General features: G+C 57.4%; 28 protein-coding genes. 16 read left to right on the forward strand and 12 right to left on the reverse strand.

Annotated elements, in window-relative coordinates:
• Positions 1-6 precede the first annotated feature (6 nt).
• From ACG3M1_RS07175 to ACG3M1_RS07250, 16 genes are all read left to right on the forward strand, one after another.
• Positions 7-1,317: a DEAD/DEAH box helicase gene (locus tag ACG3M1_RS07175; protein WP_303143844.1), complete on the forward strand. Its 1,311-nt coding sequence runs from the start codon at positions 7-9 to the stop codon at positions 1,315-1,317.
• Positions 1,314-2,189: a helix-turn-helix domain-containing protein gene (locus tag ACG3M1_RS07180; protein ID WP_395815083.1), complete on the forward strand. Its 876-nt coding sequence runs from the start codon at positions 1,314-1,316 to the stop codon at positions 2,187-2,189. Before ACG3M1_RS07175 ends, ACG3M1_RS07180 begins: the two co-directional genes overlap by 4 nt.
• Complete coding sequence (locus tag ACG3M1_RS07185; protein WP_395815086.1) at positions 2,182-3,066, forward strand: hypothetical protein; 885 nt, start codon at positions 2,182-2,184, stop codon at positions 3,064-3,066. Before ACG3M1_RS07180 ends, ACG3M1_RS07185 begins: the two co-directional genes overlap by 8 nt.
• A 15-nt stretch (positions 3,067-3,081) precedes the next feature.
• Positions 3,082-4,353, forward strand: a complete 1,272-nt coding sequence (locus tag ACG3M1_RS07190; RefSeq protein ID WP_395815089.1) for a relaxase/mobilization nuclease domain-containing protein — start codon at positions 3,082-3,084, stop codon at positions 4,351-4,353.
• 95 nt (positions 4,354-4,448) lie between these two features.
• Positions 4,449-4,745, forward strand: coding sequence for a hypothetical protein (locus ACG3M1_RS07195; RefSeq protein WP_395815092.1), 297 nt, complete (start codon positions 4,449-4,451; stop codon positions 4,743-4,745).
• Between the two features lie 12 nt (positions 4,746-4,757).
• Positions 4,758-5,069 (forward strand): hypothetical protein, encoded by a 312-nt coding sequence (locus ACG3M1_RS07200; protein WP_395815095.1) that lies wholly within the window; start codon positions 4,758-4,760, stop codon positions 5,067-5,069.
• Positions 5,070-5,078: 9 nt separating this feature from the next.
• Positions 5,079-5,744 (forward strand): hypothetical protein, encoded by a 666-nt coding sequence (locus tag ACG3M1_RS07205; RefSeq protein WP_395815098.1) that lies wholly within the window; start codon positions 5,079-5,081, stop codon positions 5,742-5,744.
• A 19-nt stretch (positions 5,745-5,763) separates the two neighbouring features.
• Positions 5,764-6,228 (forward strand): Lar family restriction alleviation protein, encoded by a 465-nt coding sequence (locus ACG3M1_RS07210; RefSeq protein ID WP_395815101.1) that lies wholly within the window; start codon positions 5,764-5,766, stop codon positions 6,226-6,228.
• Positions 6,212-6,481, forward strand: coding sequence for a hypothetical protein (locus ACG3M1_RS07215; RefSeq protein WP_303143858.1), 270 nt, complete (start codon positions 6,212-6,214; stop codon positions 6,479-6,481). Before ACG3M1_RS07210 ends, ACG3M1_RS07215 begins: the two co-directional genes overlap by 17 nt.
• The gene (locus ACG3M1_RS07220; protein ID WP_395815104.1) at positions 6,482-6,742 is read left to right on the forward strand and encodes a hypothetical protein; all 261 of its coding nucleotides are present in this window, start codon (positions 6,482-6,484) and stop codon (positions 6,740-6,742) included.
• Entirely contained in the window at positions 6,735-6,932 is a 198-nt protein-coding gene (locus ACG3M1_RS07225) for a hypothetical protein (protein WP_395815106.1), read from the forward strand. The genes ACG3M1_RS07220 and ACG3M1_RS07225 overlap by 8 nt, the downstream gene beginning before the upstream one ends.
• Before the next feature lie 51 nt (positions 6,933-6,983).
• A complete protein-coding gene (locus ACG3M1_RS07230; protein ID WP_395815109.1) occupies positions 6,984-7,145 on the forward strand; it encodes a hypothetical protein in 162 nt (53 codons plus the stop codon).
• Positions 7,138-7,353, forward strand: coding sequence for a hypothetical protein (locus ACG3M1_RS07235; RefSeq protein ID WP_395815112.1), 216 nt, complete (start codon positions 7,138-7,140; stop codon positions 7,351-7,353). Before ACG3M1_RS07230 ends, ACG3M1_RS07235 begins: the two co-directional genes overlap by 8 nt.
• A gap of 4 nt (positions 7,354-7,357) precedes the next feature.
• Positions 7,358-7,960 carry a hypothetical protein gene (locus ACG3M1_RS07240; protein WP_395815115.1) on the forward strand — a complete coding sequence of 201 codons (603 nt, stop codon included), beginning with the start codon at positions 7,358-7,360 and terminating at the stop codon, positions 7,958-7,960.
• Between the two features lie 94 nt (positions 7,961-8,054).
• On the forward strand, positions 8,055-9,290 hold the full coding sequence (locus tag ACG3M1_RS07245) for a hypothetical protein (protein ID WP_395815118.1): 1,236 nt from the start codon (positions 8,055-8,057) through the stop codon (positions 9,288-9,290).
• Between the two features lie 94 nt (positions 9,291-9,384).
• Positions 9,385-10,263 carry a YecA family protein gene (locus ACG3M1_RS07250; RefSeq protein WP_395815121.1) on the forward strand — a complete coding sequence of 293 codons (879 nt, stop codon included), beginning with the start codon at positions 9,385-9,387 and terminating at the stop codon, positions 10,261-10,263.
• A 347-nt stretch (positions 10,264-10,610) separates the two neighbouring features.
• On the opposite strand, the gene ACG3M1_RS07255 is transcribed toward ACG3M1_RS07250, so the two are convergent.
• From ACG3M1_RS07255 to ACG3M1_RS07310, 12 genes are all read right to left on the reverse strand, one after another.
• On the reverse strand, positions 10,611-11,057 hold the full coding sequence (locus ACG3M1_RS07255) for a hypothetical protein (RefSeq protein WP_227402143.1): 447 nt from the start codon (positions 11,055-11,057) through the stop codon (positions 10,611-10,613).
• 10 nt (positions 11,058-11,067) lie between these two features.
• Complete coding sequence (locus ACG3M1_RS07260) at positions 11,068-11,397, reverse strand: hypothetical protein (protein WP_303143880.1); 330 nt, start codon at positions 11,395-11,397, stop codon at positions 11,068-11,070.
• Between the two features lie 24 nt (positions 11,398-11,421).
• Positions 11,422-11,670, reverse strand: a complete 249-nt coding sequence (locus ACG3M1_RS07265) for a hypothetical protein (protein ID WP_395814832.1) — start codon at positions 11,668-11,670, stop codon at positions 11,422-11,424.
• A 98-nt stretch (positions 11,671-11,768) separates the two neighbouring features.
• Complete coding sequence (locus ACG3M1_RS07270; RefSeq protein ID WP_395815124.1) at positions 11,769-12,821, reverse strand: ArdC family protein; 1,053 nt, start codon at positions 12,819-12,821, stop codon at positions 11,769-11,771.
• Positions 12,822-12,998: 177 nt separating this feature from the next.
• Positions 12,999-13,787 carry a class B sortase gene (locus tag ACG3M1_RS07275; RefSeq protein ID WP_395815127.1) on the reverse strand — a complete coding sequence of 263 codons (789 nt, stop codon included), beginning with the start codon at positions 13,785-13,787 and terminating at the stop codon, positions 12,999-13,001.
• Positions 13,788-13,907: 120 nt separating this feature from the next.
• Entirely contained in the window at positions 13,908-14,462 is a 555-nt protein-coding gene (locus ACG3M1_RS07280) for a hypothetical protein (protein WP_395814842.1), read from the reverse strand.
• Between the two features lie 75 nt (positions 14,463-14,537).
• A complete protein-coding gene (locus ACG3M1_RS07285; protein ID WP_395815130.1) occupies positions 14,538-22,265 on the reverse strand; it encodes a VaFE repeat-containing surface-anchored protein in 7,728 nt (2,575 codons plus the stop codon).
• Between the two features lie 50 nt (positions 22,266-22,315).
• Complete coding sequence (locus tag ACG3M1_RS07290; RefSeq protein WP_303143897.1) at positions 22,316-22,948, reverse strand: hypothetical protein; 633 nt, start codon at positions 22,946-22,948, stop codon at positions 22,316-22,318.
• 28 nt (positions 22,949-22,976) lie between these two features.
• Positions 22,977-23,462 (reverse strand): hypothetical protein, encoded by a 486-nt coding sequence (locus tag ACG3M1_RS07295; protein ID WP_129980621.1) that lies wholly within the window; start codon positions 23,460-23,462, stop codon positions 22,977-22,979.
• A 106-nt stretch (positions 23,463-23,568) separates the two neighbouring features.
• Positions 23,569-23,874, reverse strand: a complete 306-nt coding sequence (locus ACG3M1_RS07300) for a hypothetical protein (protein WP_395815133.1) — start codon at positions 23,872-23,874, stop codon at positions 23,569-23,571.
• A 13-nt stretch (positions 23,875-23,887) separates the two neighbouring features.
• Positions 23,888-24,358 (reverse strand): hypothetical protein, encoded by a 471-nt coding sequence (locus tag ACG3M1_RS07305; RefSeq protein WP_395814851.1) that lies wholly within the window; start codon positions 24,356-24,358, stop codon positions 23,888-23,890.
• Positions 24,359-24,376: 18 nt separating this feature from the next.
• Positions 24,377-25,837 (reverse strand): hypothetical protein, encoded by a 1,461-nt coding sequence (locus ACG3M1_RS07310; RefSeq protein WP_395815136.1) that lies wholly within the window; start codon positions 25,835-25,837, stop codon positions 24,377-24,379.
• Positions 25,838-25,843: the final 6 nt, after the last annotated feature.

Consider the following 25,843-nt stretch of genomic DNA (forward strand, 5'->3'; position numbering starts at 1 on the left):
ACTAATATGAACTCTCAAATTGAGCTTTACCAACATAACCAAATCGCCTACGACAAGCTATGCGATATGCTCTCGCAGAGCGACCGCGCCTGCGTCATCCAGCCGACGGGCACCGGCAAGTTCGTCATCATCGCGAAGCTGGTTCAGGACAACCCCGATAAGCGTTTCCTGCTTCTCGGCACGAACGACTACATGTTCATCGACCAGATGGACAACCTTGAGAAGATAGCACCGGGCTTCCATCCCGATAACCTGCAATTCAAGACGTACTCCGCTGCGATGGTACATGCAAGGAGCGAGCATGTAACTTTACAGTACGACTACATCATCCTAGACGAGTTCCATCATTGCGGGGCACCGGAGTGGAGCAAGGGTGTCCAGTGGTTCATCGACGGCAGTCCCGATGCGAAGCTGCTTGGTTTCAGCGCGACCCCAATTCGCTTCTCGGATGACGGGCGCAATATGGCCGATGAGATTTTCGAGGGCAACATCGTCAGCAGCATGGAGCTTGAGGAGGCTTGGCTTCGCGGCATCCTGCCCATCCCGAAGTACGTCATCGCGCTCTACGATGCGCCCAAGGAGTTTGGCGAGTTGAAGGTCTCCATCGAGAAGGTCAAGGACAAGAAGAAATACTCGAAGTTCACGAAGAAGTACGAGGAGTTGCGCCGCTCACTGCAAGATGCCGGAGGGGTTGACACGGTCATCGCGAAGCACTTGAAGAAAAGCGATGCGAAGATAATCGTGTTCTGCCCGAACAATGAGAAGCTGCAAGAGTTCATGGCGTTGAGCCATGAATGGTTCCATGGCGTGAACGAGAACATCCACGTCTATAAGACGACCAGCGCCGACCCGACCGCAGGCACAGAGGACTTCCAGATGTTCAAGGACGATGATAGCGGTGCCCTCAAGGTGCTCTATTGCATCAACCAGCTCAACGAGGCCGTGCATATCAGCGGCATCGACGCAATCGTGATGGTGCGTCCCACGAAGTCGCCTGTCATTTTCCATCAGCAGCTCGGTCGCGCACTTAGCTCTGGCGGTAACGGCACACCGCTTGTGTTCGACCTCTGCAACAACTTCGGCTCACTCGGCGGCATCACTGGGATGCAGAAGCGCTTGGAACGCGCATATGGTGAGATGACGGAATGTGGTGAGAAGCCAATCCACGACCCAAAGGATTTTAATGTCATTGACGAGATTAAGGACCCGCGCGAACTCGCGGCTGAACTTCGCGAGGCGTTGAATCCGAAGATGAGCATCGACGATAAGATTGCCTTCCTTGAGGAAGTTGCGGCGCAGAACGGAGGCATCCTATGAGAGATAAGAACCTGAATCAAATCGTCTCCGATGTAAGAAAGGCATATAAGAAAGGTAAGTTGGGGGAAGACCAGATTAGACGGTTGGATGACATCGGCTTTGACTTTATAGGTCAGAAAGCAAGAGACGTGACACTACGCGAGTCAGTTGCAGACCTCTTGAGAACATATCCGCATGAGTACACATATTCTGAAATCGCGAATATATTCGATGTTGATTGGAATGTGTGTTACAGAATAATACGTTATCAAGGGTTAGAGGAGTTAGTAAAGCCTGTAAGAGGTCGCGTGAACATTGCGGGGCTTCTGGATGACTACGAGAACATCCGAGATGTAAATGCTTTGGCTGTCCGTTATGGAATTACCGTAGATTATGTAAGAGCCATTCTGAGAAGAGCCGGTAAAACCTTGCCGAAGTTTATAGACAACAAAGAGGCAGAGCGGATTTGCGCACTGCGCTTGGAGGGTAAGTCCCTCACTGAGATAGCCAATATTGTCGGGCGAAATGCTGCCACAGTTGCAAAGGTGTTAAATGAGGCTGATATTGCAGCGGGTAGTAGAAAACTTTCAAAAACCGATATAGGAGAGATTGAGAAGTGTCTTAGAGAAGGAGTGAGTAGGGCGGCAATTGCTGATAGATTCGGTATCAGCAGGTCTAATGTTCACCGTATCGCAAGCGCTGCCGGTATACAAAGCGATTGGCGGCAAGGAAGAAAGCGCACACGTTGTATCGAGACAGGTGAGGTCTTCTTGTCAGCTCATGACGCTCAGAAGTCCGTCAGCCCTAACTCTGTGAATGGCAACCGTGTCTCATGTGCATGTCGTTCCGGCAATCGTTATCGCGGCTATCACTGGGAGTATGTAGATGACTGAGGTGGATAAAAACTCGACAATATGTTATCTGCGAAACGTATATCGTGCTGGCAGGCTTAATACTGAGCAGATACACCGTTTGGAGGAGATAGGCTTCGACTTCGACGGGCAGCTAAACCGTGCAAGAGAACGCAATAAGCCTTTACTCAATTTTCTTGTTGAGAACCCCCGTGTTTATACTAGATATGAATTGGCTGAAAGATTCGGGATAGACGCAAAAAAGTGCTATGAGATTGTAAGAAGGGCGGGTATGACCGCTCTCATTAGACCTGTACGTGAGAAGATTGATATTGAAAATCTCATCGCTGATTACGAAGCCGGTATGTCAATAGATGAACTTGCCTGTAAATATGACGCAGCTTATGCCTATGTCCGTAGGCTAACTAGCAGTTGTAGAAGATATTCAAAGGCGAAACCCATAAGTGACGAGGAAAAGAAGGAGATTATAAGGCTGCGTAATAATGGGATGACGATTACTGCGATAGCGAAATCAGTTGGACGCAGTGGTACCGCCGTCGGAGAGGTACTTCGTCAGAACGGTTTTGAGACAGATTTACGTATTCCGAAGCAAGTCATTGCTCAGGCAGAGACGCTAATCCGAGAAGGCGATAAGTCTTATCGGGAGATTGCAGCTTTATTGGGCATGTCAACCTCGAATGTCAGTCGCGTGGCAAAATCCATCGGGGCTGAGTCAAATTACAAGCATAATGCAAAGAGGGTGCTTTGTATCGAGAGTGGTGAAATCTTCTCCTCAGCGACGGAGGCACAACTACATCTGTCTACTCCAAACAGCGGAGGAGTAAGTGCAGCATGCAAGTCTGGCAAGAAATATAAAGGTTGCCATTGGAAATATGTAGATGATGAAGATGATAGGTGAGAGGAGGAATGACCATTGACCATCATCAAGCAGCGAGCCGTCACAGAGAATGGACATCAGCGCAACCTCCGCGCCTACATCAACGATGACAAGAAGGTTCTTCTCCGTGACTCTCAGAACATGGATGGATGCACCAACATCAAGCGTTGGGCGACTTTCATGGAAACCACGCGTAGGCGCTTCGGTCACGATAAGGCATCGCGAATGGTCCGGGACAAGAAGACCGGCGAGTTGAGGCAGTCGAGGAACACGATTATGTACCATCAGATACTCGCCTTCCTCCCGGATGAATGTGACATCAACGGCGGCAAGCTCACGCCAGAGGAGTGCATGGCTTACGCGAAGGAGTACGCGGCGAAGTTCTATCCGAATCAACAGGTGGTCTTCGCCCTGCACAACGAGTATTGCAAGGAGGACAAGACCCATCGCTATGCCGTTCATATGGTCATAAATCGCTCCGACATCCAGACGAAAAAGCGCCTCAATGAAGGGCGCGGGCAGAAGGCCAAGGTCGAACGTGCCTCCCGCATCCGCAAGATGGACAAGGCATGGGGCTTGAAGCAGGTGGAGCGCGACGAACGCAATTCCTCCGTTCATAAGAAGCAGCCGTCGAAGGTGGAGAAGGAGATTGAGGGTCGCGGCGGCAAGTCCTATAAGACGAACCTGCGCGAGCTGTGCCGCATCGCGGCGGAGCGCTCGCAGGACATCTACGAGTACCGGGAGATGCTTGAAGGCTGGGGCGTTGACACCCAGTTCCGCAAGGGCAGGCTCTATGTCACCGACACCGACAACTCCAAATACTCCTTCTCCCTCGCGAAGCTCGATGCCGATTTGAATCAGAATGGCCTTAACCGGACTTTTCGCGCCAACGTGGTCGCGGACATTCGCGAGAAGGGAAGACAAGCGCACGAAGAGCGCGTTGCCGTCGAGGCCGAGCGCCAGCGCGTCACCGGCATCCGCGATGCCTACCTAGAGGAGATGCGGAAGTCTTACCTCGATTACCGCAAGAAGGCGCATGGCTTGGAGGGCACCGCCCTCGCCGCGTTCCCGAAGCTCGAACTCAAGCGCCCGCCCAAGGAGGTCGTGGACGACCCCGAGGTGAAGCGCCTGTGGCTCGCGTACCGTCGCGGTGCCGACGAGCTGCGCGTCGAGATGGCTTCCGAGGTTCCCTATGCACGCAAGCCCAAGAAGGGCGGCGGCACGAGCGGGTCCGGCAGCCAACCGCGCCGCGAGGCTCCGTCCATGGGCAAGGACGAGCGCGGGCATGAGCGACCGGATGTGCGTTAAGTAGCGGTCCCGAGAAGATGCTCAACATCTCCACATTGGTAGGTTTATGGTATGCTACAATAGTAGCAACACACACGACCATGAGAGGGGCGTTGATGTATCTGAACGAGATTCTTCCCGGTAATTGGCGCGAGGATGAGTGGCCCGAGCACATCGAGGTCAGCCACGAATCCTCGCGCTTCAAGAGCCGCAGGTACGTGCCGCGCGTGAACTCCGCCAACAAGTCCTCGGCCAACCCGGTCGATGGCATCTGGTGCTCGCACTGCGGCTGGGCCGGTGTCATCGCGCAGGACATAACCGATTTCGACGAGTACAGCGAGCCGCAGTTCGACAGCCTCGCGGAGGACGTGCCGACCTTCTGCCCGAAGTGCGGCTCGCTTCTCATGTACTAGGGCGGGGGCACTGTGAACATCATCGAAGAGCGTAGGCGCAGGGCGTGGGCACATGCCACGTCGGTCGTCATGGACAAGGTGATTCGCGAAGCCTCCACCGGTATCCTCTTCATTTATGGTGAGGCCCTTCACGGCAAAGATTACTTCATCACGCCAGACGATGCTTTGGATGCGGTTCTCGGCACCATGGGTGTTCTGAAAAAGTTGTGGGAGCGCGACGGCGTGAAGCCGACGAAGCGGCTGTTCGCTGAGGTATGCCCGGATAGGGCAATCGGAGCCGTGGTCATGAAGATGTGGCGAGAGCCGTTCCGATACTGGAAATAGGGGAGAGAGATGGAAATCACGACGTGGGAGCAGTTAGAGAGCACTCTTAGCTATATCGGGCTTGGAGTCCTTCTAGGTTACCCGATTTATCTGACAGTTGTGTCGGCAATCTACTATGGTTTAGATACCGGTAAATGGCACTCGAAAATCAAAAAGCATGTCGCTCGATTCATCTACTTGGCGGTCATTGGCATTGGTGGTGTTATCTTCGTCGAGGGCTTAGCATTCAGCCTTGAATGCATGGAGTCGAAGAGCATAGAGGAAGTGGGCGAGCGTGAGGAGATAGTGGAGTCAACCCCTATTGTGACATTAGACGGCACGTCTTACATCTCTGGTGAGTTCGGCGGTAGCACCTCGCTCTTGGGTGGTAATCGTGTACACGGTAATATCAGTGAAGATGATTACTACACGGTGATGACAGCTGATGGGAACGGCGGCTACAAGAAGAAACGCTATCTCGCAAGCGAAGTGACCGTCCTGTTCGATTCTTCCAAAGAGGACGCACGGGTCGAGAGAGTCGCGATTATCAAGGACAAGAAGGTCACGTATATGTCATCTTCATCGTTGTTATTTGAGTCTCCTATCGAGTTCCCATACGGGCAAGAGTGCCAGTATGAAACGCGCATCCATATCCCAGAAGGCAGCTGGGGTGAATATCAATTCAATGTCAACTGATGCTAGGAAGGTGGAGAATATGAGCAAACACGCCTTAAAGCCCTGTCCCTTCTGCGGGAGTGAACCCATGCTCGGCGAGGTCAGGCCGGCGATGCGCAAGTCGCCACCTCTGTTCGGCATCACCTGCATCCATTGCGGTGCCGAGATGAGCGACGAGTTCGTCCCCGAGCTGATACAGCGATGGAACGCCCGAGCCGTTGCGACGGCTTCCATTGATAAGGAGGTGATGAAAGGGGCGTTTGACAAGGAGCGGCGCGATGTGGCGGAGCGGCTGTGGAAGCACATCGGCAAGCCTCTGTTCACGGGACAGGATATTGAGGACATCATAGGTGTACGGCGAAGTGACTTCAATCTCATTCTGGCCGACGCGTCGTATCGCCGCCTCGCCGACCTCATCGAGCCTGAACCAGAGCTGCCGCTTAATGTCTGCCCGTTTTGCGGGACGGGTGTTATGGGGGAGGGGCGAGATGCAGTCCATGGATAAGGACGGGGCCACCGTGGTGGATATGGTCGCGGATTGGCTTGAGGAGAACGGCTACGACGGGATGACCGACGGTCGGTGTTCCTGCACCGGCGGTTGCCTCATGCACTGCGGGTTGGTTCGCAGTCGCAGGTGCTCTGCGGCGCACCTGTTCCCCTGCACGCGATGCACCCACCTGACCACCTGCGACCGCACCACGGGTGCCGACGTGTACAGCACCGATGCCGATTGGTGCGGCGAGTTCGAGGAGGCGTGAATGCCGAAGACATTGAAGAACTTCGCGGACAGCGAGAGGGCAAGGGAGTACCGCAACCGACAGCGGGAGAGGAACTATGCCCTGTGCCCCGGCGATGATGATGTCCGTCACACGAGGTGGCAGGACTGGGAGAGGGAACTGGTGATGGAGCACACGATGCCGGACAGGGAAATCTCGCGTATGACCGGCAGGAGCGTGCGTGCCATACAGGTGATGCGACATAAGATGCGGAAGACGGGGGAGGCCCGCACCGATGAGTAAGTTGGACGGCGACCTCATCCAAAGCGTTCTCTGGTACGCGATGGCCGTTGCTTGGGCGCTCATCGCGATAGCGCGGTGGCTCAGCGGCGAACCCGAGGGGTCGGATGCCATGACCCACTTCGGCATCGCCTTCATCTTGGCGAACATCTTCGAGCTTCGGTCGGAGATGGGTAAAATTGGAGAAAAGTAGTTTACTATTGATATAGTATGGTATAATACTATTGCTTGGAAAGGAGAACGAATGGCTAACAATGAATGCAGGGAGGCGGATTGCGCCCATTGGCTCGGCAGAAATCTGGGGTGCGAATACCCTGATTTGGATGGGTGCCGCATCAGCCCGTCCAACTGCCCGGAATACATCAGTTGCGAGGATTATCAAGAGCAGGAGGAGTTCTATGAGTAAGAAGCAGTCGGAGGAGAAGTGGGTCGTGGAGGTGCGCCGTGCCCATGCGTTGGAGCATCGACCGGGCAACTGGTGCTGCGTCGCCCAGTGCGATGACGGCCAGACCGCCATCACGGTCGCCGATGCTTTGCAGAACTTCATGCGAACCGGACTCATAGGCGATGATTTCCACACCCGCACCAGACTGGTGGGCGAGAAGGAGGGTTAAACACATGGCACTGGACAATGAGGATATTCGTGGCGGTGGACATGCGCCAAGGCATCTGAGGAAGCCGGAAGTCGATGAAGATGATAGGACAGAGCCGCCGATGAGCGGAGTCATCCATCTTGCCGAGGAGGTGCGCGATGCGCGTGCTGCGGGGCGCAAGTTGGCGGATGCCGATAGCGACCTAGTAGAGGATGACATTGTGGGGGTGGTCATCAAGCTACGTGAGGAGGTTGCCGGTTTCAGACTGGACAATAAACGCGCCGTGAAGAAGATGGACCAGACGCTCTATGAGATGCGCAATCTGGTCGATAGAGTCGAGGAGCTGTACAACAGCGCCAAGGACGAGACCCATTCCGCAGAGCAGGCCGCGCTCAACGGCGTGAACAAGGCGCAGGAGAAGGCGCAGGAGATAACCCTCCGCAATATAGACGAGGCGACGCAGCGCAGCAAGAAGGCCATCGACACGATGGTCTTGGAGTCGAAGCGCCGCATCGAGCGCCTTGCGATGGTCACCCTGCCGGACCGCATGTTCCATTTCCTCAAGTGGACGGCGCTCATGCTCGTGCTGTTCATCTTGGTCCATATCGTCTGGCAGATGTTCTCGTAACACGCATGTGCGGATGACAAGGACACATACATATAGGTTCAAGTTGAAGAAAGCGCCGACCGGATGGCGTAGGATTGAAAGGAAGAGATTGGTCATGGAAGACAACAAGGATTTCGATAAGGATAAGCAGGAGACGGGCACGCAGCAGATGCCGCATAGACCGGCTGAGGGGGAGGAGGATGAGAAGAAGGGCACCATCGTGCTCTTCGGCCATGAGTTCGACAAGAAGAAGGCCGTGATGGCCGGACTCGGTGGGCTGCTGGCAATCGCCCTCATCGGCGGCGGTGTCTGGTACGCAGCTTCGCAAAAGCCGGAGCCGAAGGAGCCAACGCCCATCGAGCAGACTGAGAAGACCGAGCAGCATGTCATCCAGCTCGGTGCCAAGGCGGACGGTTGGGTGAAGGGCGAGTCCTCTCCGGTCATCGCCCACATCGTGAACAAGGAAGAGAAGGTGGACTACTACCACGCCTACGACGCGAACGAGCAGCATGCGCTCGACGTGCCCGCAGAGGGCGAGTATGAGGTCTCCTTCATCAGCCCCGTGGACAAGGACGGCTCCATCTATGAGGTGCCGAAGGCATCCAAGGTGAAAGCCGAGGTGGAGGATAAAGACGGGAAGGCGGCAAAGACCGACCTGCCCTTCGAGTTCAAGCCCATCGCGGCTGACAAGGCCGACGCGGATACGCTCAACGCCATCGTGAAATCCGTCGGCGACGCCGTGAAGAAGGGCGATGAGACCCTGACCGGCGCGAACGGCACCAAGGTCATCGAGCTGGTCAAGGAGAACGCCAAGGCAAACCCGAACGCCGACAAGGAGAAGGTCGAGGAGGAGAGCCAGAAGGCGGAGGATGATGCTGGGGACACCGGGGAATCCAAGCCGGGTAACAACGGAGACGGTGGAAATGGCAACAATAACGCCGGTGGTGAGTCAGGTGCCAATGGTCAGAATCAAGGCGGTAACGGTGGTGGTGGTTCCAACTCAGGTAACTCCGGTAACGGTGGTGGGCAGAGCGGGCACCAATGTGCACATAATTGGGTTGATGAAACCGCGACAGTGCATCACGACGCGGTATATGAGACAACTTATATCCATCACGACGCGGTAGTTGAGTATCACTGCATTTGTAATGGATGCGGGGCGGATATTACGGGCTTTGAGACATCACATTTCAAAGAAAACTTCTTTAATGGATGTCAATCATATACAAATACTCCTGTTACTGTTAAAGAAGCATGGGATGAACCTGTGCAGAAACTTGTAAAAGACGCTTGGGATGAAAAAGTCCCAACTGGTCGTCGTATCTGTACGAATTGCGGGAAAATCAAATAGGTAAATGTAAAGGGGAGCTTCTTTGAGTTCCCTTTTCTTTTGTAGTGTTATATATTTATAGTATTGTAGTTATCATATTACAGAAAGGCCAGTTATGCTTCTCGCAACTTACCAGCCCAAAGAACCTCAGTCTTCTCGGCAGGACCCGAGATATGATTGCTTCCGCGATAAACTCGGCGGCGAGTATCCCGTCTTCTGCTTTCCAGCGCGGACGGCTGATGAGTTCCGGTTTCGCTCGCTCCTTGCGGCTCCCTGCAAACCTGAATGCCTCATCTTTTTCGATACGAACGAATATGTCCGATTCGATGCAGTGACATGGAACAACATCCTCACTCTGCCGCGAGATGTCGATTTTGATGGGAAGTTCGCCACCATGTTCGATGATGTGGACGAACGCTTCTCCGAATACGTGGTGCCTCAGAGCTGTTTGAAGGAGAAGATAGAGGTCATCGACATCAAGCAACTCATCGAGGAGGATACCTTCGGATGTAAGACGCAGGACGGAGAGGTTATAGAAGCTGGAACTAAGATGGTGGGTGCTGCTCAAGAGTTTGCACGGAAGATGGTGCGTGACAACATGCCTGAAAAGCTGAATTGCGGGCGAAACGACTTGACGGCGATGCTCTACCAGAGCGCATTTGTCTATTACCTAGGTGGTTTCGTATGGAATGTCGTCAACGACGAGGTGAACGGTTTGCTTGATTTATTGCCGTTCATATGGAATGACGACAATGATTCATCCATAAGGAATTGGATGCGATTCAATGAGTTGCGTGGGAAGATTTACGATACGAACAATGGCGGCTCTCATGATGAGTACCTAGAGATGTGCGATGCACTTGCCCAATCGGTCGGAGCTGAACGCAGCATGTTCCTGTCGAGGTTCAAGAGGAACGACCCGTGCCCCTGTGGAAGCGGCAAGAAGCTCAAGAGATGCCATGGCCTGAAACCAGTTGACCTGTTTCCCTTCTAGGTCCAGATAGGTCATAGGATAAGCCCCCGGTCATCGACCAGGGGCTTCGTCATATCAGTGCGATGCAATCCATCTCGGGATTCCACCCCGAACCCCGCAAGGGACGCGTCCCTTGACCCGTATCTCGGGTTTCACCCGAACCCATCCTCGCCGGAGGGCAGGGAAAGCAGGAGGCCTCCTTTCCTTTACCAAAAGGATTTCCCGTGAGCCTCCTGTAAACGGGCTTTCGCGGCATATCCTCGCCAAGACTCCGGTATTCCACGCTCCCGTTGACAATGGCTCCGCGCCGATTGATGGCAGGAAAAAGCCCCGGTTTATAACCGAGGCCTCAGATTATTGCTAATTTATCATCGTTCGTTTTCTTGATGATATGCTTGGTCTTCACGAGATGCTTCCAATGCCCTCGAAGATTCCCGCATGGCATGAGCTTCGTCCTTGAGCCGTAAAGGCTCCGAGTGACTGACATCCGGTTCCTCAATGTCTTTGCCATTGCCGAGATGTTCCAGTACGTCGTGACGCTTACCGATTTCGGTGAGCGTTGCTACTTGAGCGCAATCCTTGAACCACGGATATGTCTTCTGCAAACCCTCCAACACCTTGTACGCTTGCAAGTAGGACATTCCATGAATGGATTCGTAGCCGGAATATTGGGTGTGCTCGAAGCCGTTCGCTTCCATGAAGGCCTGTATCTTGCCCCATGCGCTTTTGTAGCCCGTCTTACTTTCAGATGGATAAAGGGATTTCAACCTATCTTCATCCAAATCGAAATGGAATGCTTTTCTACGATTTGCCATGGCATATCACTTACGCATAAAGGCATTGAGGGTCGGTCTTGCGGAAGACGTCAAGGCAGTCGATGGCATCGGTGTCATCCTCGAAGGCGACGAGCGACTTGACGTTTCGCATGACCCATTTCGCATTGGAGAGCATGGAGAGCGCGAGGCATTGTGATTCCACCTCATCGCCGACCTTCGCCTTCCATGTCCCATGCCCGATGCGGGTGACTCCGTATTTCTCCACATTCCTGCCGACGTAATCGTACAGGGTCTCGATGTCATATCCGTTGCGCTTCGCCTTCTCCTCGTCAAACTCGATGGTGAAGCTCCACGGTATCGGTTCAATCACTTTAAACATATGTTTCTCCTCCTGATGGTGTAATCAACTTAGTAAAGAGAGGATGCAGCCGACACATACTAGGATGGCGACCATCGTGAACAAGCCGCGTGTCGCCCATGTTGCAGCGACTTCCCTTACCGTCTTGATTTGCGGAAACCGGATAGCGTAATAGATGACGGCGAAGAAGGGGGCGAATATCTGGAAGAACATGCCCAGCATGAACCACATCGCCTTCCAGTCCTTTGTGAACACCGGCACCTTGTAACCGCCCTCAATCGTGCGATATTTCATCCTACTTCACTCCTCTCGTAATCCCTTCCTATATCTAAAGGTTGATAGCTTTCTACACTACTATTATACTACATTTCAGCCATTTCCACAACTGTTTTCTACCGCGCGGAGACCGCGATTTCAGGCGCTTTGGCCTGCTCATCATGGCTCTTCGACGCGCCCTTCATGGCCGCGACTTCTCCCTTGAGGGACACCTTCTCAGGTGCGCGTTCCACGTCGCGGTCGCGGCGCTTCTCCAAGACATCGTTGTAGCGCCCGATGATGAGGGTGCCCGCCTTGTCGGCCTTTGCCGCAGCCTTGAACAGGTAGGATGGGTCGTCTTCCAGCGCGTGCATCCACGATTGCAGGTAGGAGACGTGGTTCTCGTAGTGCGCCCCCTCGTAATCGACGCTCTGGATGCCGAGGTCTGCGGAGAGGAAAAGGGAGCCGAGTTCGGCCACAAGCTCCTCCTGCGCGTACTCGGGACTTCCGAAGTCAGTGTTGCAGCCGCGATTGAGGGCGGATGGGTGCCCGGTCGAATGGGTCATCTCGTGCAGGAGCACGCGGGTGAACGTCTCATCTGAAAGGAAGGTCTCGCGCGGGGCGATGAGGATGCGGTCGGAGCCGGGGGCGTAACCGGCGCTCCCCTGATAGCGCATGGATTCCACGATGGGGCAGCGGGAGGAGAGGATAAGGTCGTCCGCGATGGCGGCGGTGCGGTCGCTCACATGCTCCGGTACCGGTGGGGCGGGGATGCCCTCGATTTCGCTTGCGTTGAAGACGTTCCAGTAGCCCACGCAGCGCAGGTAGTGGCCGGTGACCTCCTTCTCACCCGTGTCCTCGTTCTCCTCCTTGATGGAGAACTCGCGCCATTTCTCGATGAGGGCGGCTTTGGCACCTTTCTTCAGATGCCAGCCGCTATCGCGAATCTGGTTGAATGTGCACCAGCGGTTGTCCGTGAACTCGCGCATGTAGCCCACGAAACCGAGGTGGAAACGGTTGCCGCCCTGATACACCGTGCCTGATACCGGGTTGTGGGGGCTGAGGGAGGGGATGTAGGGTTCCGACCAATGGAGTCCGTCGCGCTTCATGTCCTCGATAATCTTCTCGACCACGAGCGCACGTTGCTTCTCCACGATTTCAAGCGACTTCGATTTCTTCTGCTCTTTCATTTCAGTCCTTTCCACGTCAGCCGTTGGCATCATTATATCAACGCGCATGGACGGCGACCCGATGCTGATTTTCAGAAGGTTGCAAGAAAAACGACCCCGCAGAATCGCGTCTGCGGGGCGTTGAGAGGGTCGGGCCTATGCTGATGCCAGCCGTATGTCGGATTGCCGCCAGAAGGCTCAGGATGCGTCTGGTGCGATTTGCGTATTTTCGGCTTGATTCTTGGCCGTTTCTTGCATACTCGTGACGAGGACGGTGCGCTCGTTATCGACCCAGATGTTGTAGGAGCAGGTGACGAGCGAGATGACCTGTTCCGGCTCCGTCTCGGCATCGAGCATCATGGCGGCGTTCGCACGCGATTCGCCGTACCATGCACGGAAGTCCGACTCGCCCTCGAAGTCGATGCGCTTATTGCGCTCGCGACCGTTGACTATCTGCGCGAACCGCGCCTCGTAGGTCATCTTCGTATTTGGGGTCTGGATGAGGACGAGGGAGTGTTCGCGGGCGAAATCTACATCCTTATAATCGGCGACGGTACCCATTGGGGCCACCTTCTTGTCGTTCCAGAAATGATGCCCCAAGATGACGGCGTTGCGGCTGGACAGCCCCAGTTCCTCGCAATCAGCATCAAGGTAGATGGCACCGGCTGGGTTGTAGTTGCCGTACACGTCGTGCTTGAGGTAATAGCCGGGGTCGTCCCCATGGGCTTGCAGGATGGGGGAGTCCACGGTGGTGCCGGGGATGGTGACCCAGCCGATGACATCCGGGTTGATGTCCTGCCAGTAATCCCAATCGACCGCAGGAAACCCATCGCCGTCCTCCACCATGGACTCGTGAGCCGCGTCTGGCGAGGGCGGTGTATGCGCCGCCTGCCTGCAATAGAGGAGGAAGGCGAACATCGCTGCGGCGCTCAGCAGGAATACCGCCGATGCCGCGAAAGCTATGCGCGATTTCGTTCTCTTCTTCAATTCCGTTCACCTCCTAGCTTCTAATCATATCATCCGTCGTTTCTGGCTTCTGAATCGCCTCCATGAGAAAGACCCGGCACCCCGATTGCAGGATGCCGGGTCTTGAAAAGGAGAGGGTCGCTACTCGGCAGTCGCCGGTTTCTCCTCGCCGCAGAGCGTGCAGACGAGCTTGTCCGGCACGGACTCATCGTAGGCCGGGGAATCGGTGACCTCGCGTGTGAAGCCCTCGCTCACCAGCACCTCGCCGGTGATGGGCACGTTGGTTGAGTAACCGGAGTGACCGGTGTCCTTGATATGCGCATCGGCGATGCCGTCGATGGTCTGCTGGCAGTCGTTGCACACGGTGTGGTAGCTGGTCTTGGTCTCGTAGACCGGTGGGACGTTCTCGGTGTGGGTCACCGCGTCGTGATGCACCGTCTTGTAGGTGACCGTCCAGTCGTGCTCGCAGGGCTTCTCGCCATCGACTTGCTCCTGTTGGCCGGTCGGGGTGCCGGAGCCGGGAGCTGCGGGCGTGCCGCCCTGCCTGCCGGACAGGTAGATGCCGCCAGTGATGAGACCGGCGACGAGCAGGGCACCCGCCGCGATACCGACGAGGATGCGACGCTTGGCCTTGGCCTCACGGTCGGCGGGGGTCTGCGGTTTCTCTCCGTCGTTCAGACGGTTCTTGTCATCCATGGGTGTCCCCCTTTCTGGGATAGGGCGGGCGCTCCCCATTTACATGGACGGAGCGCCCGCAGCATGTGCAGTGGGTTAGGCCTCGGAGTCGCCCGAGACATCCCCGTTGTCAGTGTCGCCGCCTTCATCGACTGCGGCATCCTCGGCCTTCGCGGCGCGGCGGTTCTTGATGCCGTAGTAGGCGCAGCCGCACGCGAGCACGGCGAGTGCCGCGATGGAGACCACGATGAAGAAGTCGTTGCCGCCGGTCTTGCCGAAGAACCCGCCGGGAGGCGTGGTGGTCACGGTGACCGTCTGCCCCTCATCGTCGATGTCCTTGTGCTCGGCGACCAGAACCTCGGTGGCCTCGTTGCCCTGCTCGGTCTGCTTGTACAGCTCCTCGAACACCACGAGGTCGTGGCCGTCGAGGGAGGAGGCGTCGAACTTGCCGAGGTCGATGTCGATGGTGCCGTTCTGGCTGTTGGGCGTGAACTTGAGTTCGGCGGTGACGTGCTGGTCGTTGATGGACAGCATCTCGCCGGTCTTCTTGTCCATAAGCGTCGCCTTGAGGGTGTATTCCTTGCCCGGAATCAGGCCCTCGTAGGTCACGCGGTCGGTGATTACCGCATCCTTACCGGCCATCAGCGTGTGGTCGCCGTCGGACTTGTCCGTGGCGGTGGTGCCGATGACGGTGGGCACGAGGTTCACGGTCTGCTCCTCGGAGTCGAGGTCGCATTCGGAGGCGACGATGACGGGGGCGGAACCCTCCTCATCCGCGACCGCGTTCTTGGACATGACCTCGAACACCACGATGTCCTTGGTCTCGCCGCCGAGGCGGTCGATGACATCGTTGGCGTTGAAGTGGAAGTCCATGGTCACGGTGCCGTCGTACTTCTCCGGGGTGAACTCGGCGGTCTGGTAGACCAGATGGGAGATGAGGTCTTCGTTGTCGGCGATGAACTTGCCGAGGGCATCCATGTCGATGGACACCGGCAGCTCGCCGGTGGCGGAGTAGTTGAGCACGATACCGGAGTCCTTGAGCACGGCCACGTCGGAGACGGCTTTCTTCTGCTCATCGGTCAGGGCATCGTAGCCAACCTTGCCGGATGCGTCCACGGTGGCGGAGGTCAGGCCGTCCTCATCGGTCTCATAGGTGGTGTCGATGACCTCGAAGGTGCCGTCCGCATGGACGCGCACGGTCTGGGACTTCTTCACCGAACCGTCCTCGGCGGTCTCATCGGAGACCACGATGTCGGCGATACCCTCATCCTCATCCTGCGCGGAGAGTCCGAGCACGTCGAGGAGCTGCTGCATGAACGCCGCGACATCCGCCTCGGTGTACTTCTCGCTGCCATCGCCCGTGAGGATGGGAAGGCCGGTCTCGGCATCCATGAGGATACCGGTCATGGTGTAACCGGTGCCGGTCAGGGCGTTCTCGTAGGCCACATCATCGGTGATGGTGGTCTCCGCATCCGCGATGACGTTCTTGTCCCCATCGAGGCCGTCGGTGGCCGTGGTGGAGATGCCCGTCACATGGGCGGTCGTGGTCTGCTTGCCGTCCTCGATGTCGGCGTGGGCCACAAGCTCGACGCCGTTCTTCTCAAGGCTCTCGAATGCGACCATCTCGGTGTCCTGCGGAATGCCGGTGGAGTCGAAGGTGAAGGTCACCTCGACCTTGCCGTCGCTCTTCTCGGGCGTGAAGGTGGTCTCTGCGGTGACGGGCTTGCCGTCCACCTCAAGAGCCTTCTCCGTGACGTTGCCCTCCTCGTCGGTCACCTTCACATGGAGGCTGCCCTTCAAGGTGTAGGTCTTGCCGGGGATGACGTTCTTGTACTCCACGGTGTCGATGACCGTGGTCTTGCCGTCGGTCACGACGTTCTTGTCGCCGTCATGGCCGTCCAGCGCGGTGGTGCCGATTTGCGGACGGGTGACCGTGGTGGTCTGCTTGCCGTCCTCGATGTCCGTATGGCTGGCGATTTCAACACCGGTGCGCTCAAGGGACTCGAAGACCACGATGTCCGTCTTGTCGGCGATGGTGCGGGAGTCGAAGGTGAAGGTCACCTCGACCTCGCCGCTGGCGGTCTCAGGCGTGAAGGTGGTCTCAGCCGTCACCGGCTCGCCATCCACCTCAAGAGGCTCCGCCGTGAGGTTGCCGTCCTCATCGGACTTCTTCACCTGCATGGCACCCTTCAAGGTGTACTCCTTGCCGGGGATGAGGCCGGAGTATTTCACGGTGTCCACGATGACCGTCTCGTCATCGGTGACGATGTTCTTGTCGCCGTCGATGCCGTCCAGTGCGGAGGTGGTGATGAACGGGTGCTTGACCGTGACGGTCTGCGCCTTGTCCTTGATGTCCGCATGGGCGGCGATTTCAACGCCGTTCTTCTCAAGGGACTCGAAGGCCACGATTTCCGTGTCGTGGGGGATGGTCAGGGAGTTGAAGTGGAACACCACATCGACCTTGCCGTCGGCCTTCTCGGGCGTGAAGGTGGTCTCAGCGGTGACGGGCTTGCCGTCCACCTCAAGGGGCTTCTCCGTTACCTTGCCCTCCTCATCGGTCACCTTCACATGGAGGGTGCCCTTCAAGGTGTACTCCTTGCCGGGGATGAGGCCCGTGTACTCCACGGTGTCGATGACCTCGGTGGAGTCATCGGTGATGACGTTCTTGTCGCCATCCGCGCCATCCACGGCGGTGGTGCCGATTTCAGGATGGGTCACGGTGACGGTCTGGTTCTCATCGTCGATGTCGGCGTGGGACGCAATCTCAGTGCCGGAGCGCACAAGGCTCTCGAAGACCACGATGTCCGTCTTGTCCTCAAGGTCGCGGGAGTCGAAGGTGAAGGTCACCTCGACCTTGCCGTCGGCCTTCTCGGGCGTGAAGACGGTCTGGCCCGTGACGGGCTTGTCGCCCACCATCAGGGGCTTGCCGTTGCTCTTGGAGTGGAGCTTGCCGTTCAGGGTGTACTCCCTGCCGGGTACGAGGTTCCGGTACTCCACGGTGTCGATGACCGTGGTCACATCGTCCACGACCACATCCTTGTCGCCGTCGATGGCATCGCGTGCGGAAGTAGAGATTGCCGGGGCGGTCACGGTGACGGTCTGGTTAACGTCCCCGATGTCCTCATGGGTCGCGAGCACGTTGCCGCCGCGCTCAAGGGACTCGAACATGACCAGCTCGGTGCCGGGTTCGATGTCGCGGGAGCTGAACCGGAAGGTCACGTTGGCGGTGCCGTCGGACTTCTCGGGGGTGAAGGTCGTCTCCGCCTTGACGGGCTTGCCGCCGACCTCAAGGGGCTTCGCCACGGGCTTGCCATCTTTCTCGGCCTTCACCTGCATGGAACCCTTCAAGGTGTACTCCCTGCCGGGTACGAGGTTTTCGTATGCCACGGTGTCGATGATGACCGTCTCATCGTCGGTGACGATGTTCTTGTCATTGTCGATGCCGTCGAGAGCTGTGGTGGAGATGCGGGGGTTGCGGACGGTGACCGTCTGCCCCTCATCCTCGATGTCGGCGTGGGACGCGAGTTCATGGCCGTCGTGCTCAAGGGACTCGAACGCGACGAGGTGCGTCTTGTCCTTGAGAGAGAGGGAGTCGAACGTGAAGGTCACGTCCACGGTGCCCTCGGCGCTCTCGGGCGTGAAGGTGGTTTCAGCCGTCACGGGCTTACCGTCCACTTTCAGAATTTCCTCGGTGACCTTGCCCTCATCATCGGTCTTCTTGATGTGCAGGGTGCCCTTGACGGTGTACTCCTTGCCGGGGATGAGGTTCTTGTAGGCCACACGGTCGGTGACGGTCGCCTTGTCGTCAGTCGCCACGTTCTTGTCGCCGTCCGCGCCATCCACAGCGGTGGTGCCGATTTCCGGCTCGATGACGGTCACCTGCTGGTTCACGTCGGACTTATCGGTGTGCTCAGCGATGAGGGAGCCACCATCATCGTACAGCTTCTCATAGACCGTGATGGTCTTGCCGCCGAGGGCGATGGTGTCGATGGTGAACTCCACGACCTCGAACCCGGTGGGGGACTGGGCCGTGAATCGCTTCTCCACGGTGATGGGGTGGCCGGAGGCGTCGAGCAGGACATCGCCGGTCGCGGAGTCGTGAAGCTCCGCCGTCAGCTTGTAGTCGCGGTTCGGGAAGAGGTTGGCGTAGGTCACCTTGTCGGAGACCTTGACCTCCCCCATGCCGACGAGGGAATCGCCGTCCATCGGGTCGTAGGCCTTGGTGGTGATGGACGCCTTCACGTCAGTGAGGGTGCCGAAGTCGTACACCTTGCCGTCGCGACCGATGATGACCGTGGTCTCGATGAGCTGGTAGCCCTCGTTGGCGGTGCAGCGCAGCTCCTCGATGGCGTAGGTGTCGTAGGGCAGAGCGCCCTTGGAGTCGTCGGGCTTCGTGCCGCCGAACCAGATGCCAGCGCCGTCGTCCAGCTTGGAGCTGTCGATGACGCCATCGGTCTTGAGCGCCCAATCGTTGCCGTTCGTCTCATGGGTGTGCTTGTTCCAAGAGGAGGCGGAGGAGAAATAGCCGTTCCCGTCGGTCACGGCCACATGGCTCTCGCCCGTGGTCTTGGAGGTCAGCTTGAACGCGACTCCCGCGAGGCGGTCTTGACCGTCCTCGCCCTTCTTGGTGAACTCAAGGTCGCTGCGCATGATTTGGTTCTCGATGGAGCCGTCATGGTCGATGGGGTTCACCAGCACACCGTCATCGACGATGCGGAACTCGTGAACCGTATCATCCAGCAGGTAGCCTTCGGGAGCCTTGACCTCTTGCACGGAGTAAGTGCCGTAGGGGAGCATGTGCGGGTCGGTCACGGCCTGACCGTCCTTGATGACGAGGGTGTCGATGACCTGATTCTTGGCGTAGGTCTTGCCGTCCACGATGATGGGATTGTCGTTGAGGGATTTCAACTCGAACTGGGTTCCGTCGAAGGAAAGGCCGTTCTGCGGGTCGCTGCCGGTCTCGGAGTCGGTCTTGACGAGTCGCACGCCGCCGCGCTCCACATCGTCCTCGGCAGAGAAGGAGTAGACCTTGCCGTCCTCGCGCACCTGCACGCGCATCTCGGCGGAGGTGTTGAGGTAGGAGCCGTTGGTCTTCGTCTCACGGATGATGTAATCGCCGTAGGGGAGGGTGTCGGCACCGGTGGTGGCGAAGCCCTTGGCATCGGTCGTGATGACCTTCACGGTCTCGCCCTTGGCGTAGGTCTTGCCGTCCACCTTCACGGTGTTCTCGTTGTCGTTGATGATGGAGAATGCGATGCCCTCAAGGGATGCTCCACCCTGCGGGGTCTTACCGGTCTCGGAGTCGAGCTTCTGCACGGACACGCCGCCGCGCTTCACGGATTCGGGAACCTCGGGCATGTTGAAGGTAGTGACACCAGTAAGAGGGGTTTCCTGAATCTTCTGGAAGTTGACCTTGCTATTTAGCTTGTATCCTTCGGGAGCCTTTGACTCATATATGGCGACAGAACCACGAGGTATGGTTACATTACCGCTTGCATCGTGGTAAATCTCATCACCAGAAACAAGGTAATCGTCAGACAGTTCGGCATAACCGTCTTTATCGGTGTGGACTACCCAAGAGCGGGTCGGTTTCACACCGGCCTTCTTGATTGCATCGTAGCTGTCGAAGTCAACGGTATCGAAGTACTCGATAGTGAACTCAGCGCCCTCAAGGGAGGCGGAACCTTGCGGCAGGTTGTTGGCTTTGTACTCCGTATCTCCGTCATACTTACCGACAACCATGCGCATCGGGTCACCAGAAGGTTGGTCGCTCACCTGAGCGGTTGTCTGCTGGCCTCCGCGCACCGTGATTTGCTGGTCGGGGGCGGGCAGATAGCCCTTGGGGGGCTTCGTCTCGCGCACCGTGTAGGTACCCTCGGGAAGCTCAAGGGTGTTGGTGTCGCCGTTGGCGTTGGTGCGCAGCACGCCCATGGACTGACCGGCCGCGTTGTAGACGGTGAATTCCGCACCCTCAAGGGAGTAGCAGTCGTTGCCGTCGGTGATGCCGGGGTTGGCACTGGACTTGTGGATGCTCAGCTTACCGGCGACCACGCGCCAGTCAATCTCGAAGAAGCCCGCACCGGGCTGGGTGTGACTTGTGGGGCAGACAACAGCAACGATTGCCTTACCTGCTGAGACTTGGAACACGCGGAACTGCTGACCGTAACGGTCAGTCCATTCGCTACCATCGCCGTCAACGTCGTTGGGGTTGTTCCAATTTGGATTGCTGTTGAAACTCGGGTCGAGCTGGGTTCCGGCATGGCAGCATAGGAGTGCCAAGTGCATATCATTAGCGATTCTGCCCACGGCAGTATCCTGCGCTGGAATGTCAGCACCGCGCATCAGGCTCGCGCTTGTGGTGTTCAGCTGAGAGAGGTCCACGGGCTGCCAGCCCATGGCCTGTTGAAGGGTCTTGGATTCCCATCTGCCATTGCCCTCGACTGCGGGACGCGTGTACCCGCCCCCCATCCCATAGGAGTTGTAATGATTTACGCCAGTCGTGTAGAAGGTTTGGCCGACCCACGGGGCGCTCTTGAACTCGATTGTCCCGATGTTGTTTATGGACATACGGGGTTCGGGCATACGGAGGAACGAGGCCACGCCCTTGACGAGGTTGTCGGACATCTTGACGCTCATGGCATGGATACCGGCAGGAGCCATGGCGAACTCCAAAGCGCCGGTTGCTGCGTCGTATTCCCACATCTCCATATCAGGGGTGTATTCGATGCCGTTGACCGTCACGCTGTCGATAGTCCGACCGTTGATGGAGTTTCGAGCATCGTCATCGTTTGCGAGCGTCACACGGGTGATGGCGGAGCTGACCGGCACGGAGAGCTTGCCATCATCAGCGACATTACCGGCCACATCGGCGGCGTCGCTATTGAAGTCGAAGGTTGCCACAGCATCCTTGTCGCTTGTGGTGTAGACGAGCTGGATGCGGGAGGTGGAGATGATAGGCTCGCCCTTGTCGTTCTTCTCCGTGTAGGACTTTGGAACGTACACGAGGCCGGTGGCCTCATCCACGATGAACCCATCGCGCATATTCGCATCGGCGTTGTTCTCGGCGGCGAGCCATTCGGTCAGCTTCGCGCCGGAGATGTCGGCACCTGCCCAGCCCACATAGTAATCCGCCTTCGGGTCAACCTCGAATAGCACGGCGTGGGACACGGCCTGCGAGAGCATGGCCTCCCAATGGTCGGACATCCCGTCGCCATCGTCATCCGCCCAGAGCGCGTCAAGCGTGCCCTCGGGAAGTTTGTTTCCGTCGATGACCGTGGTGGTCACGGTCAGCACATCCGCACGGGTAAGCTCATCGCCCTCGCCGACGTACTGGGCATCCGCATGGTCGCGCACGTAGCCCTCCACGCTCTTGACGGCCTTGCCCTCATCGACATCTACCGCCTTGAGGGCGGCGGAGCCGACCGTGCCGTTCTCGTAGAATGTGGAGGTGACGATGGTGTCACCCTCGACTGTGAAGGTGGCCTTGCCCTCCTTCACATCGACGGCCTTGCCGTCCTCCTCACCCTTGAAGACGGTGATGCTGTCGGAGAAGTAGCCTTCATCAGGGGCGACGTTCACAGTGACGTCAGTGCCGACCTCCACGGCCAGCGACATCTCATCGCTCCCATCGAAGGAGAGCTTGCCGTGCTCGGTCTCGGATAGGGAAACCGTCGCTAGTTCAGGCTCGGCTGCATACGCCGCGAGCGGTGTGAACGCGTTCATCACGGAACTTGCGATGAGCACAGCCGACATGAGCTTGGCGGTGATGCGCTTGCCGTCGAGCTTGCGCGACATCCGCTTAATCTTGCCGAAGATATGTTCCATAAGAGACTCCTTTCTGCTTCCTTGATTTTTTTGACTGTTCCTATATATCTCTAACCGAAGTTGTAGCCGCCGATACCGCCCTCGGTATCCACGTCGGCCTCCTCGGTGTCATCTTCGTCCTCGACCTCGATGAATTCGGGGTCTTGGCATAGCTCCGCATCTCGGATGCGGCGGATGGCCGATGCGGTGTAGCCCATGCTCTCGGCCACCTCATCCTCGTCCCATGTCGGATGGGCGTTCGCGAGGTAATCGTAGACCGCCACGGCGCGGCGGTTGATGGACTTGGTGGTCTCATCGGAGTAGCAAAGCTGCTCCTGCGCGAAGAAGCGCTCGCCGTTGATGAGGTCTTCGCCCTCGCGCCACAGCAACTTCTCGCCATCTTTCTTGAGCCACACGATTTCGTCCAGCTCGTCAGGGGAGACGAGCAGCATGGCGCACCCGACCTTGCGCACGGAGGCGGGAACCTCGACCCCCTCCAAGGTCACCTTGCCTTGGGAGGATGCCGGGTTCCCGTCATACCAGTGCTGCACGAGGATGATGCCGTTCTCCTCAAGGGAGCCGAGATAGAGGTTCCAGTCGGTGAGGACGTTCAGCCCCTTGCCGCGATACGGCTCCGGGCACGTCTGCGTGGACGAATCGAACTCCTCGTAACGGTGGCTCTTGAAAAGCACCTCGACCTTCATCTACCGTATTCCCCCCTTCCTTGGACCCTTAACGGGTGTTGGCGTGCTCCTCGGGCGTGTTGTCCCCGGCCAGCTTGGCGGAGGACTCGCGCATCTGCTCGGACTCGCCCTTGAGGGTCGCGCCCTGCTCCTTGGCCGCCTCGCGCTCGGCTGCCTTCTCGGCCTTGAAGCCCTCGTTGGCTGCCTTGAGGCCCTTGACCAAATCCCAAGGCTTGACCTCGTACTTCTTGTACGGGTTCTGCTCATCACCGGCCTTGCCCGTCCAGACCTGAACAGGCTCGTCGGCCTTGAAGCCGATGGTGACCTGCTCGCCGGAGAGCATCTGCTGCTTCATGCGCTCGTTGAGGAACACATCGCAGGAGTAGTGGCCGAGGTCGATTCCATTGACCTTGGTGCCCTCCGGGAAATGGACGTAGGCCTTCTCGAAGGTCCGACCGTCCTTGGCGGTGAACTCGTGCGGCGTGAGGAATGCAGCGGGCATCTTCACGTTGGCGTACTTCGCGTTCTCTGGCATGTCTATCACTCATCCTTTCTGTCCATAGAGTGCCTAAGACACCCTATATTGTATATCATCGGCAGGTGGGGTGAAGGGAAACCACACCATCAGGGTATCGGTTGCCCTAGCGGTTCCTGCTCTTTTCCTCTTTATCCTCAGCCTCCTCCTCGGCATCCATGTTTGCGGCCAGAACGGCAGCCGCCGCCCGTGCGCGGGCCGATTCCCCATGGATGGTGACGGGGCGCTCATGCACCGCGTTCGACACCACGCGCCCATGCGAGGTCACCTGAACCGCCTCGCGTAGGACGGCATGGCCGTCCTCATGCGCGTCAGAATCATCGTTCAATAGAGTCTGCACATCATAGAGCGAAGAGGTTACGGAGACGGTCGTGTCATCCACATCTGGCGTCACATCGCGGTCGTGTTCCATCTGAACATCCCTTCTAGCGTTCGTCTCTTCTGGTGGGGCTATCGGCACCGACGTTCTTGTCGAAAAGCTTAGCGGACGCTTCACGAGCCTCCATTGCTGCCTGCTTGAGACTTACACCCTGCGGATGGTCGTCAAGGGATGTTGCAAGTGAACTGCGCTTGAGGGTATTGATGATTTCCAATGCCCGTCCATCGTTTGCGACCTTTCCGAATGGCCCGTATTCTTCCCACGGCATATCGAGGCCGGGGATGACGTATGATGGATACTTGGAGCAATCTTCTATGAACTCCAACGCCTCTTCTTCCGTGACGGGGTTGCTTCCCATCTCTATATAATGGCGTGAGAGAGAGTCGGCTGCGGAGACGACCATGCGCAACTCATTCATATCCGGTAGATAGCGAAGCTCATTCTTTATCCTTGAGTACACTTGGTCGAGAAAACCATATTGCACTAGAGAGGCGATGAAGACATCATCTTTCATCATGAACTTCCTTCCTTATGACTAACGCTCATCCTTGCCGTCATGGTCATCGGTGCCACCGTTCTTCGCGGAGAGTCTGTCGGATGCCGCTCGGGATTCCAGCACTGCCTGCTTGAGGCTCATTCCCTGCGGTCGCTTGCGGTAATCGGAGATGGGCTTGTCCCCGTGGGAGTCGAGCAGGTCATCGACCTTGCGGGAGTCCTCGTAGGTCGTGCCCTTCATGACTTCGTAATCATGGCCGTCCACGGTGACCACGGTGCCGCAGCCCTTGAGGTCGATGCCGGATGCCTCCCTTGCGTCCACGAGATTGAAGCGATAACCCGCCGCGACCGCGATTTTCTCAGGCTGCTGAGAGATAGCTGGGGAGGGCAGAGGCGACTCATGGAGCCAACTGTCGTAGACCTCATCGTAGGTGTAGCCGTAACGGTTGCACAGCTCCTCGAAGATGCGCTCGCGCAGGAGGGAGTCCGCAGCGTCGCCGAGTGCGGTGTAGAAGCCGTCCCCCGTCGGTACAGCCGCGATGGCATCGTCGAATGTGAGGCTCGGGTTGATTGCCACTGCCAGCTCATCGCCGGGGAAGGCGAGCGCGTACCACTCGCGCACGTTGTCGGTCTGCTTGATGCCGAGCGCTCCCATGGCGCTCGCGAGGCCGTTATGGCCCGACATGTCCAGCCATCCCGCGCCGGTCGGCGACCACCTGCTCGCGATGAGTTCTTCCACCGAATCGAAAGACGCGCCCTCATGGTCGAAGCGGCGGGGGAGGCTCGGGTCAGCGAGGATGTCTTGGATGTCCATGACATCTGAATCAACCGTCACGTCGGCGTTTTTGCCGATGAGCGATGCCAGCGCGTAAGGTGTGTAGCCGTAGTAGGCCTCGATACGGGGAGATGTCTGCTCCAAGAGGAAGCTGGCGATGACGATGCCGCGCTCGGGATTGTAGTATGCACCGCCGTTCTCCATCGTCTCATTGATGTCGAATGGGATGCCGGTAAGGGAGTTTGTTCCGCCGTGGTGCTCCTCGCTCAGAACGGCGAGATAGCGCTTGAAATCGTCATGGTAATCACTCTTGACGGTGCTGTTCAGCTCATCGTAGATTTCATCCACGACCATATCGACGTTACGGGAGTTCATGAGTATATATTCATCCGGCGGGATGTCCGTGGTGTCCACATGGTAGAACCAGCCGTTGCCGATGGCGCACACCGTCTTCCAAGGGTCGTTCGGGTCGGGATTCGCCTCGAAGCGGATGACCCCGTGCTCGATTCCCGCGCGAATCATGTCCTTCGTGATGACATCGTTTTCCAGAGAAGCGAACCCACGGTCAGAGGTCCACGCATCGAACATTTCGCTGACGGTGAGGTTCACGCCTCTGGTCGATTCAAGTTCGTTTTGGTAGTAGGTCAGATTCTCCATCAGCTCATCGAGGCTGTGTTCGTGGTCTATCATCCATTCGAGCTGGTAGCGCTCGTAATCTGTGAGCATGTCGCA

This window comes from Clostridium sp. 10cd* (assembly GCF_044336395.1).
GTDB classification, from domain to species: Bacteria; Bacillota_I; Bacilli_A; order Erysipelotrichales; family Erysipelotrichaceae; genus Clostridium_AQ; species Clostridium_AQ innocuum.

Bases quoted from the DNA above. Each gene is read 5' to 3' on its own strand.
- ACG3M1_RS07175 (WP_303143844.1), top strand. From the start codon at position 7: ATGAACTCTCAAATTGAGCTTTACCAACATAACCAAATCGCCTACGAC.
- ACG3M1_RS07180 (WP_395815083.1), top strand. From the start codon at position 1,314: ATGAGAGATAAGAACCTGAATCAAATCGTCTCCGATGTAAGAAAGGCA.
- ACG3M1_RS07185 (WP_395815086.1), top strand. From the start codon at position 2,182: ATGACTGAGGTGGATAAAAACTCGACAATATGTTATCTGCGAAACGTA.
- ACG3M1_RS07195 (WP_395815092.1), top strand. From the start codon at position 4,449: ATGTATCTGAACGAGATTCTTCCCGGTAATTGGCGCGAGGATGAGTGG.
- ACG3M1_RS07205 (WP_395815098.1), top strand. From the start codon at position 5,079: ATGGAAATCACGACGTGGGAGCAGTTAGAGAGCACTCTTAGCTATATC.
- ACG3M1_RS07210 (WP_395815101.1), top strand. From the start codon at position 5,764: ATGAGCAAACACGCCTTAAAGCCCTGTCCCTTCTGCGGGAGTGAACCC.
- ACG3M1_RS07215 (WP_303143858.1), top strand. From the start codon at position 6,212: ATGCAGTCCATGGATAAGGACGGGGCCACCGTGGTGGATATGGTCGCG.
- ACG3M1_RS07220 (WP_395815104.1), top strand. From the start codon at position 6,482: ATGCCGAAGACATTGAAGAACTTCGCGGACAGCGAGAGGGCAAGGGAG.
- ACG3M1_RS07225 (WP_395815106.1), top strand. From the start codon at position 6,735: ATGAGTAAGTTGGACGGCGACCTCATCCAAAGCGTTCTCTGGTACGCG.
- ACG3M1_RS07230 (WP_395815109.1), top strand. From the start codon at position 6,984: ATGGCTAACAATGAATGCAGGGAGGCGGATTGCGCCCATTGGCTCGGC.
- ACG3M1_RS07235 (WP_395815112.1), top strand. From the start codon at position 7,138: ATGAGTAAGAAGCAGTCGGAGGAGAAGTGGGTCGTGGAGGTGCGCCGT.
- ACG3M1_RS07240 (WP_395815115.1), top strand. From the start codon at position 7,358: ATGGCACTGGACAATGAGGATATTCGTGGCGGTGGACATGCGCCAAGG.
- ACG3M1_RS07245 (WP_395815118.1), top strand. From the start codon at position 8,055: ATGGAAGACAACAAGGATTTCGATAAGGATAAGCAGGAGACGGGCACG.
- ACG3M1_RS07250 (WP_395815121.1), top strand. From the start codon at position 9,385: ATGCTTCTCGCAACTTACCAGCCCAAAGAACCTCAGTCTTCTCGGCAG.
- ACG3M1_RS07255 (WP_227402143.1), bottom strand. From the start codon at position 11,057: ATGGCAAATCGTAGAAAAGCATTCCATTTCGATTTGGATGAAGATAGG.
- ACG3M1_RS07260 (WP_303143880.1), bottom strand. From the start codon at position 11,397: ATGTTTAAAGTGATTGAACCGATACCGTGGAGCTTCACCATCGAGTTT.
- ACG3M1_RS07265 (WP_395814832.1), bottom strand. From the start codon at position 11,670: ATGAAATATCGCACGATTGAGGGCGGTTACAAGGTGCCGGTGTTCACA.
- ACG3M1_RS07270 (WP_395815124.1), bottom strand. From the start codon at position 12,821: ATGAAAGAGCAGAAGAAATCGAAGTCGCTTGAAATCGTGGAGAAGCAA.
- ACG3M1_RS07280 (WP_395814842.1), bottom strand. From the start codon at position 14,462: ATGGATGACAAGAACCGTCTGAACGACGGAGAGAAACCGCAGACCCCC.
- ACG3M1_RS07285 (WP_395815130.1), bottom strand. From the start codon at position 22,265: ATGGAACATATCTTCGGCAAGATTAAGCGGATGTCGCGCAAGCTCGAC.
- ACG3M1_RS07290 (WP_303143897.1), bottom strand. From the start codon at position 22,948: ATGAAGGTCGAGGTGCTTTTCAAGAGCCACCGTTACGAGGAGTTCGAT.
- ACG3M1_RS07295 (WP_129980621.1), bottom strand. From the start codon at position 23,462: ATGCCAGAGAACGCGAAGTACGCCAACGTGAAGATGCCCGCTGCATTC.
- ACG3M1_RS07300 (WP_395815133.1), bottom strand. From the start codon at position 23,874: ATGGAACACGACCGCGATGTGACGCCAGATGTGGATGACACGACCGTC.
- ACG3M1_RS07305 (WP_395814851.1), bottom strand. From the start codon at position 24,358: ATGATGAAAGATGATGTCTTCATCGCCTCTCTAGTGCAATATGGTTTT.
- ACG3M1_RS07310 (WP_395815136.1), bottom strand. From the start codon at position 25,837: ATGCTCACAGATTACGAGCGCTACCAGCTCGAATGGATGATAGACCAC.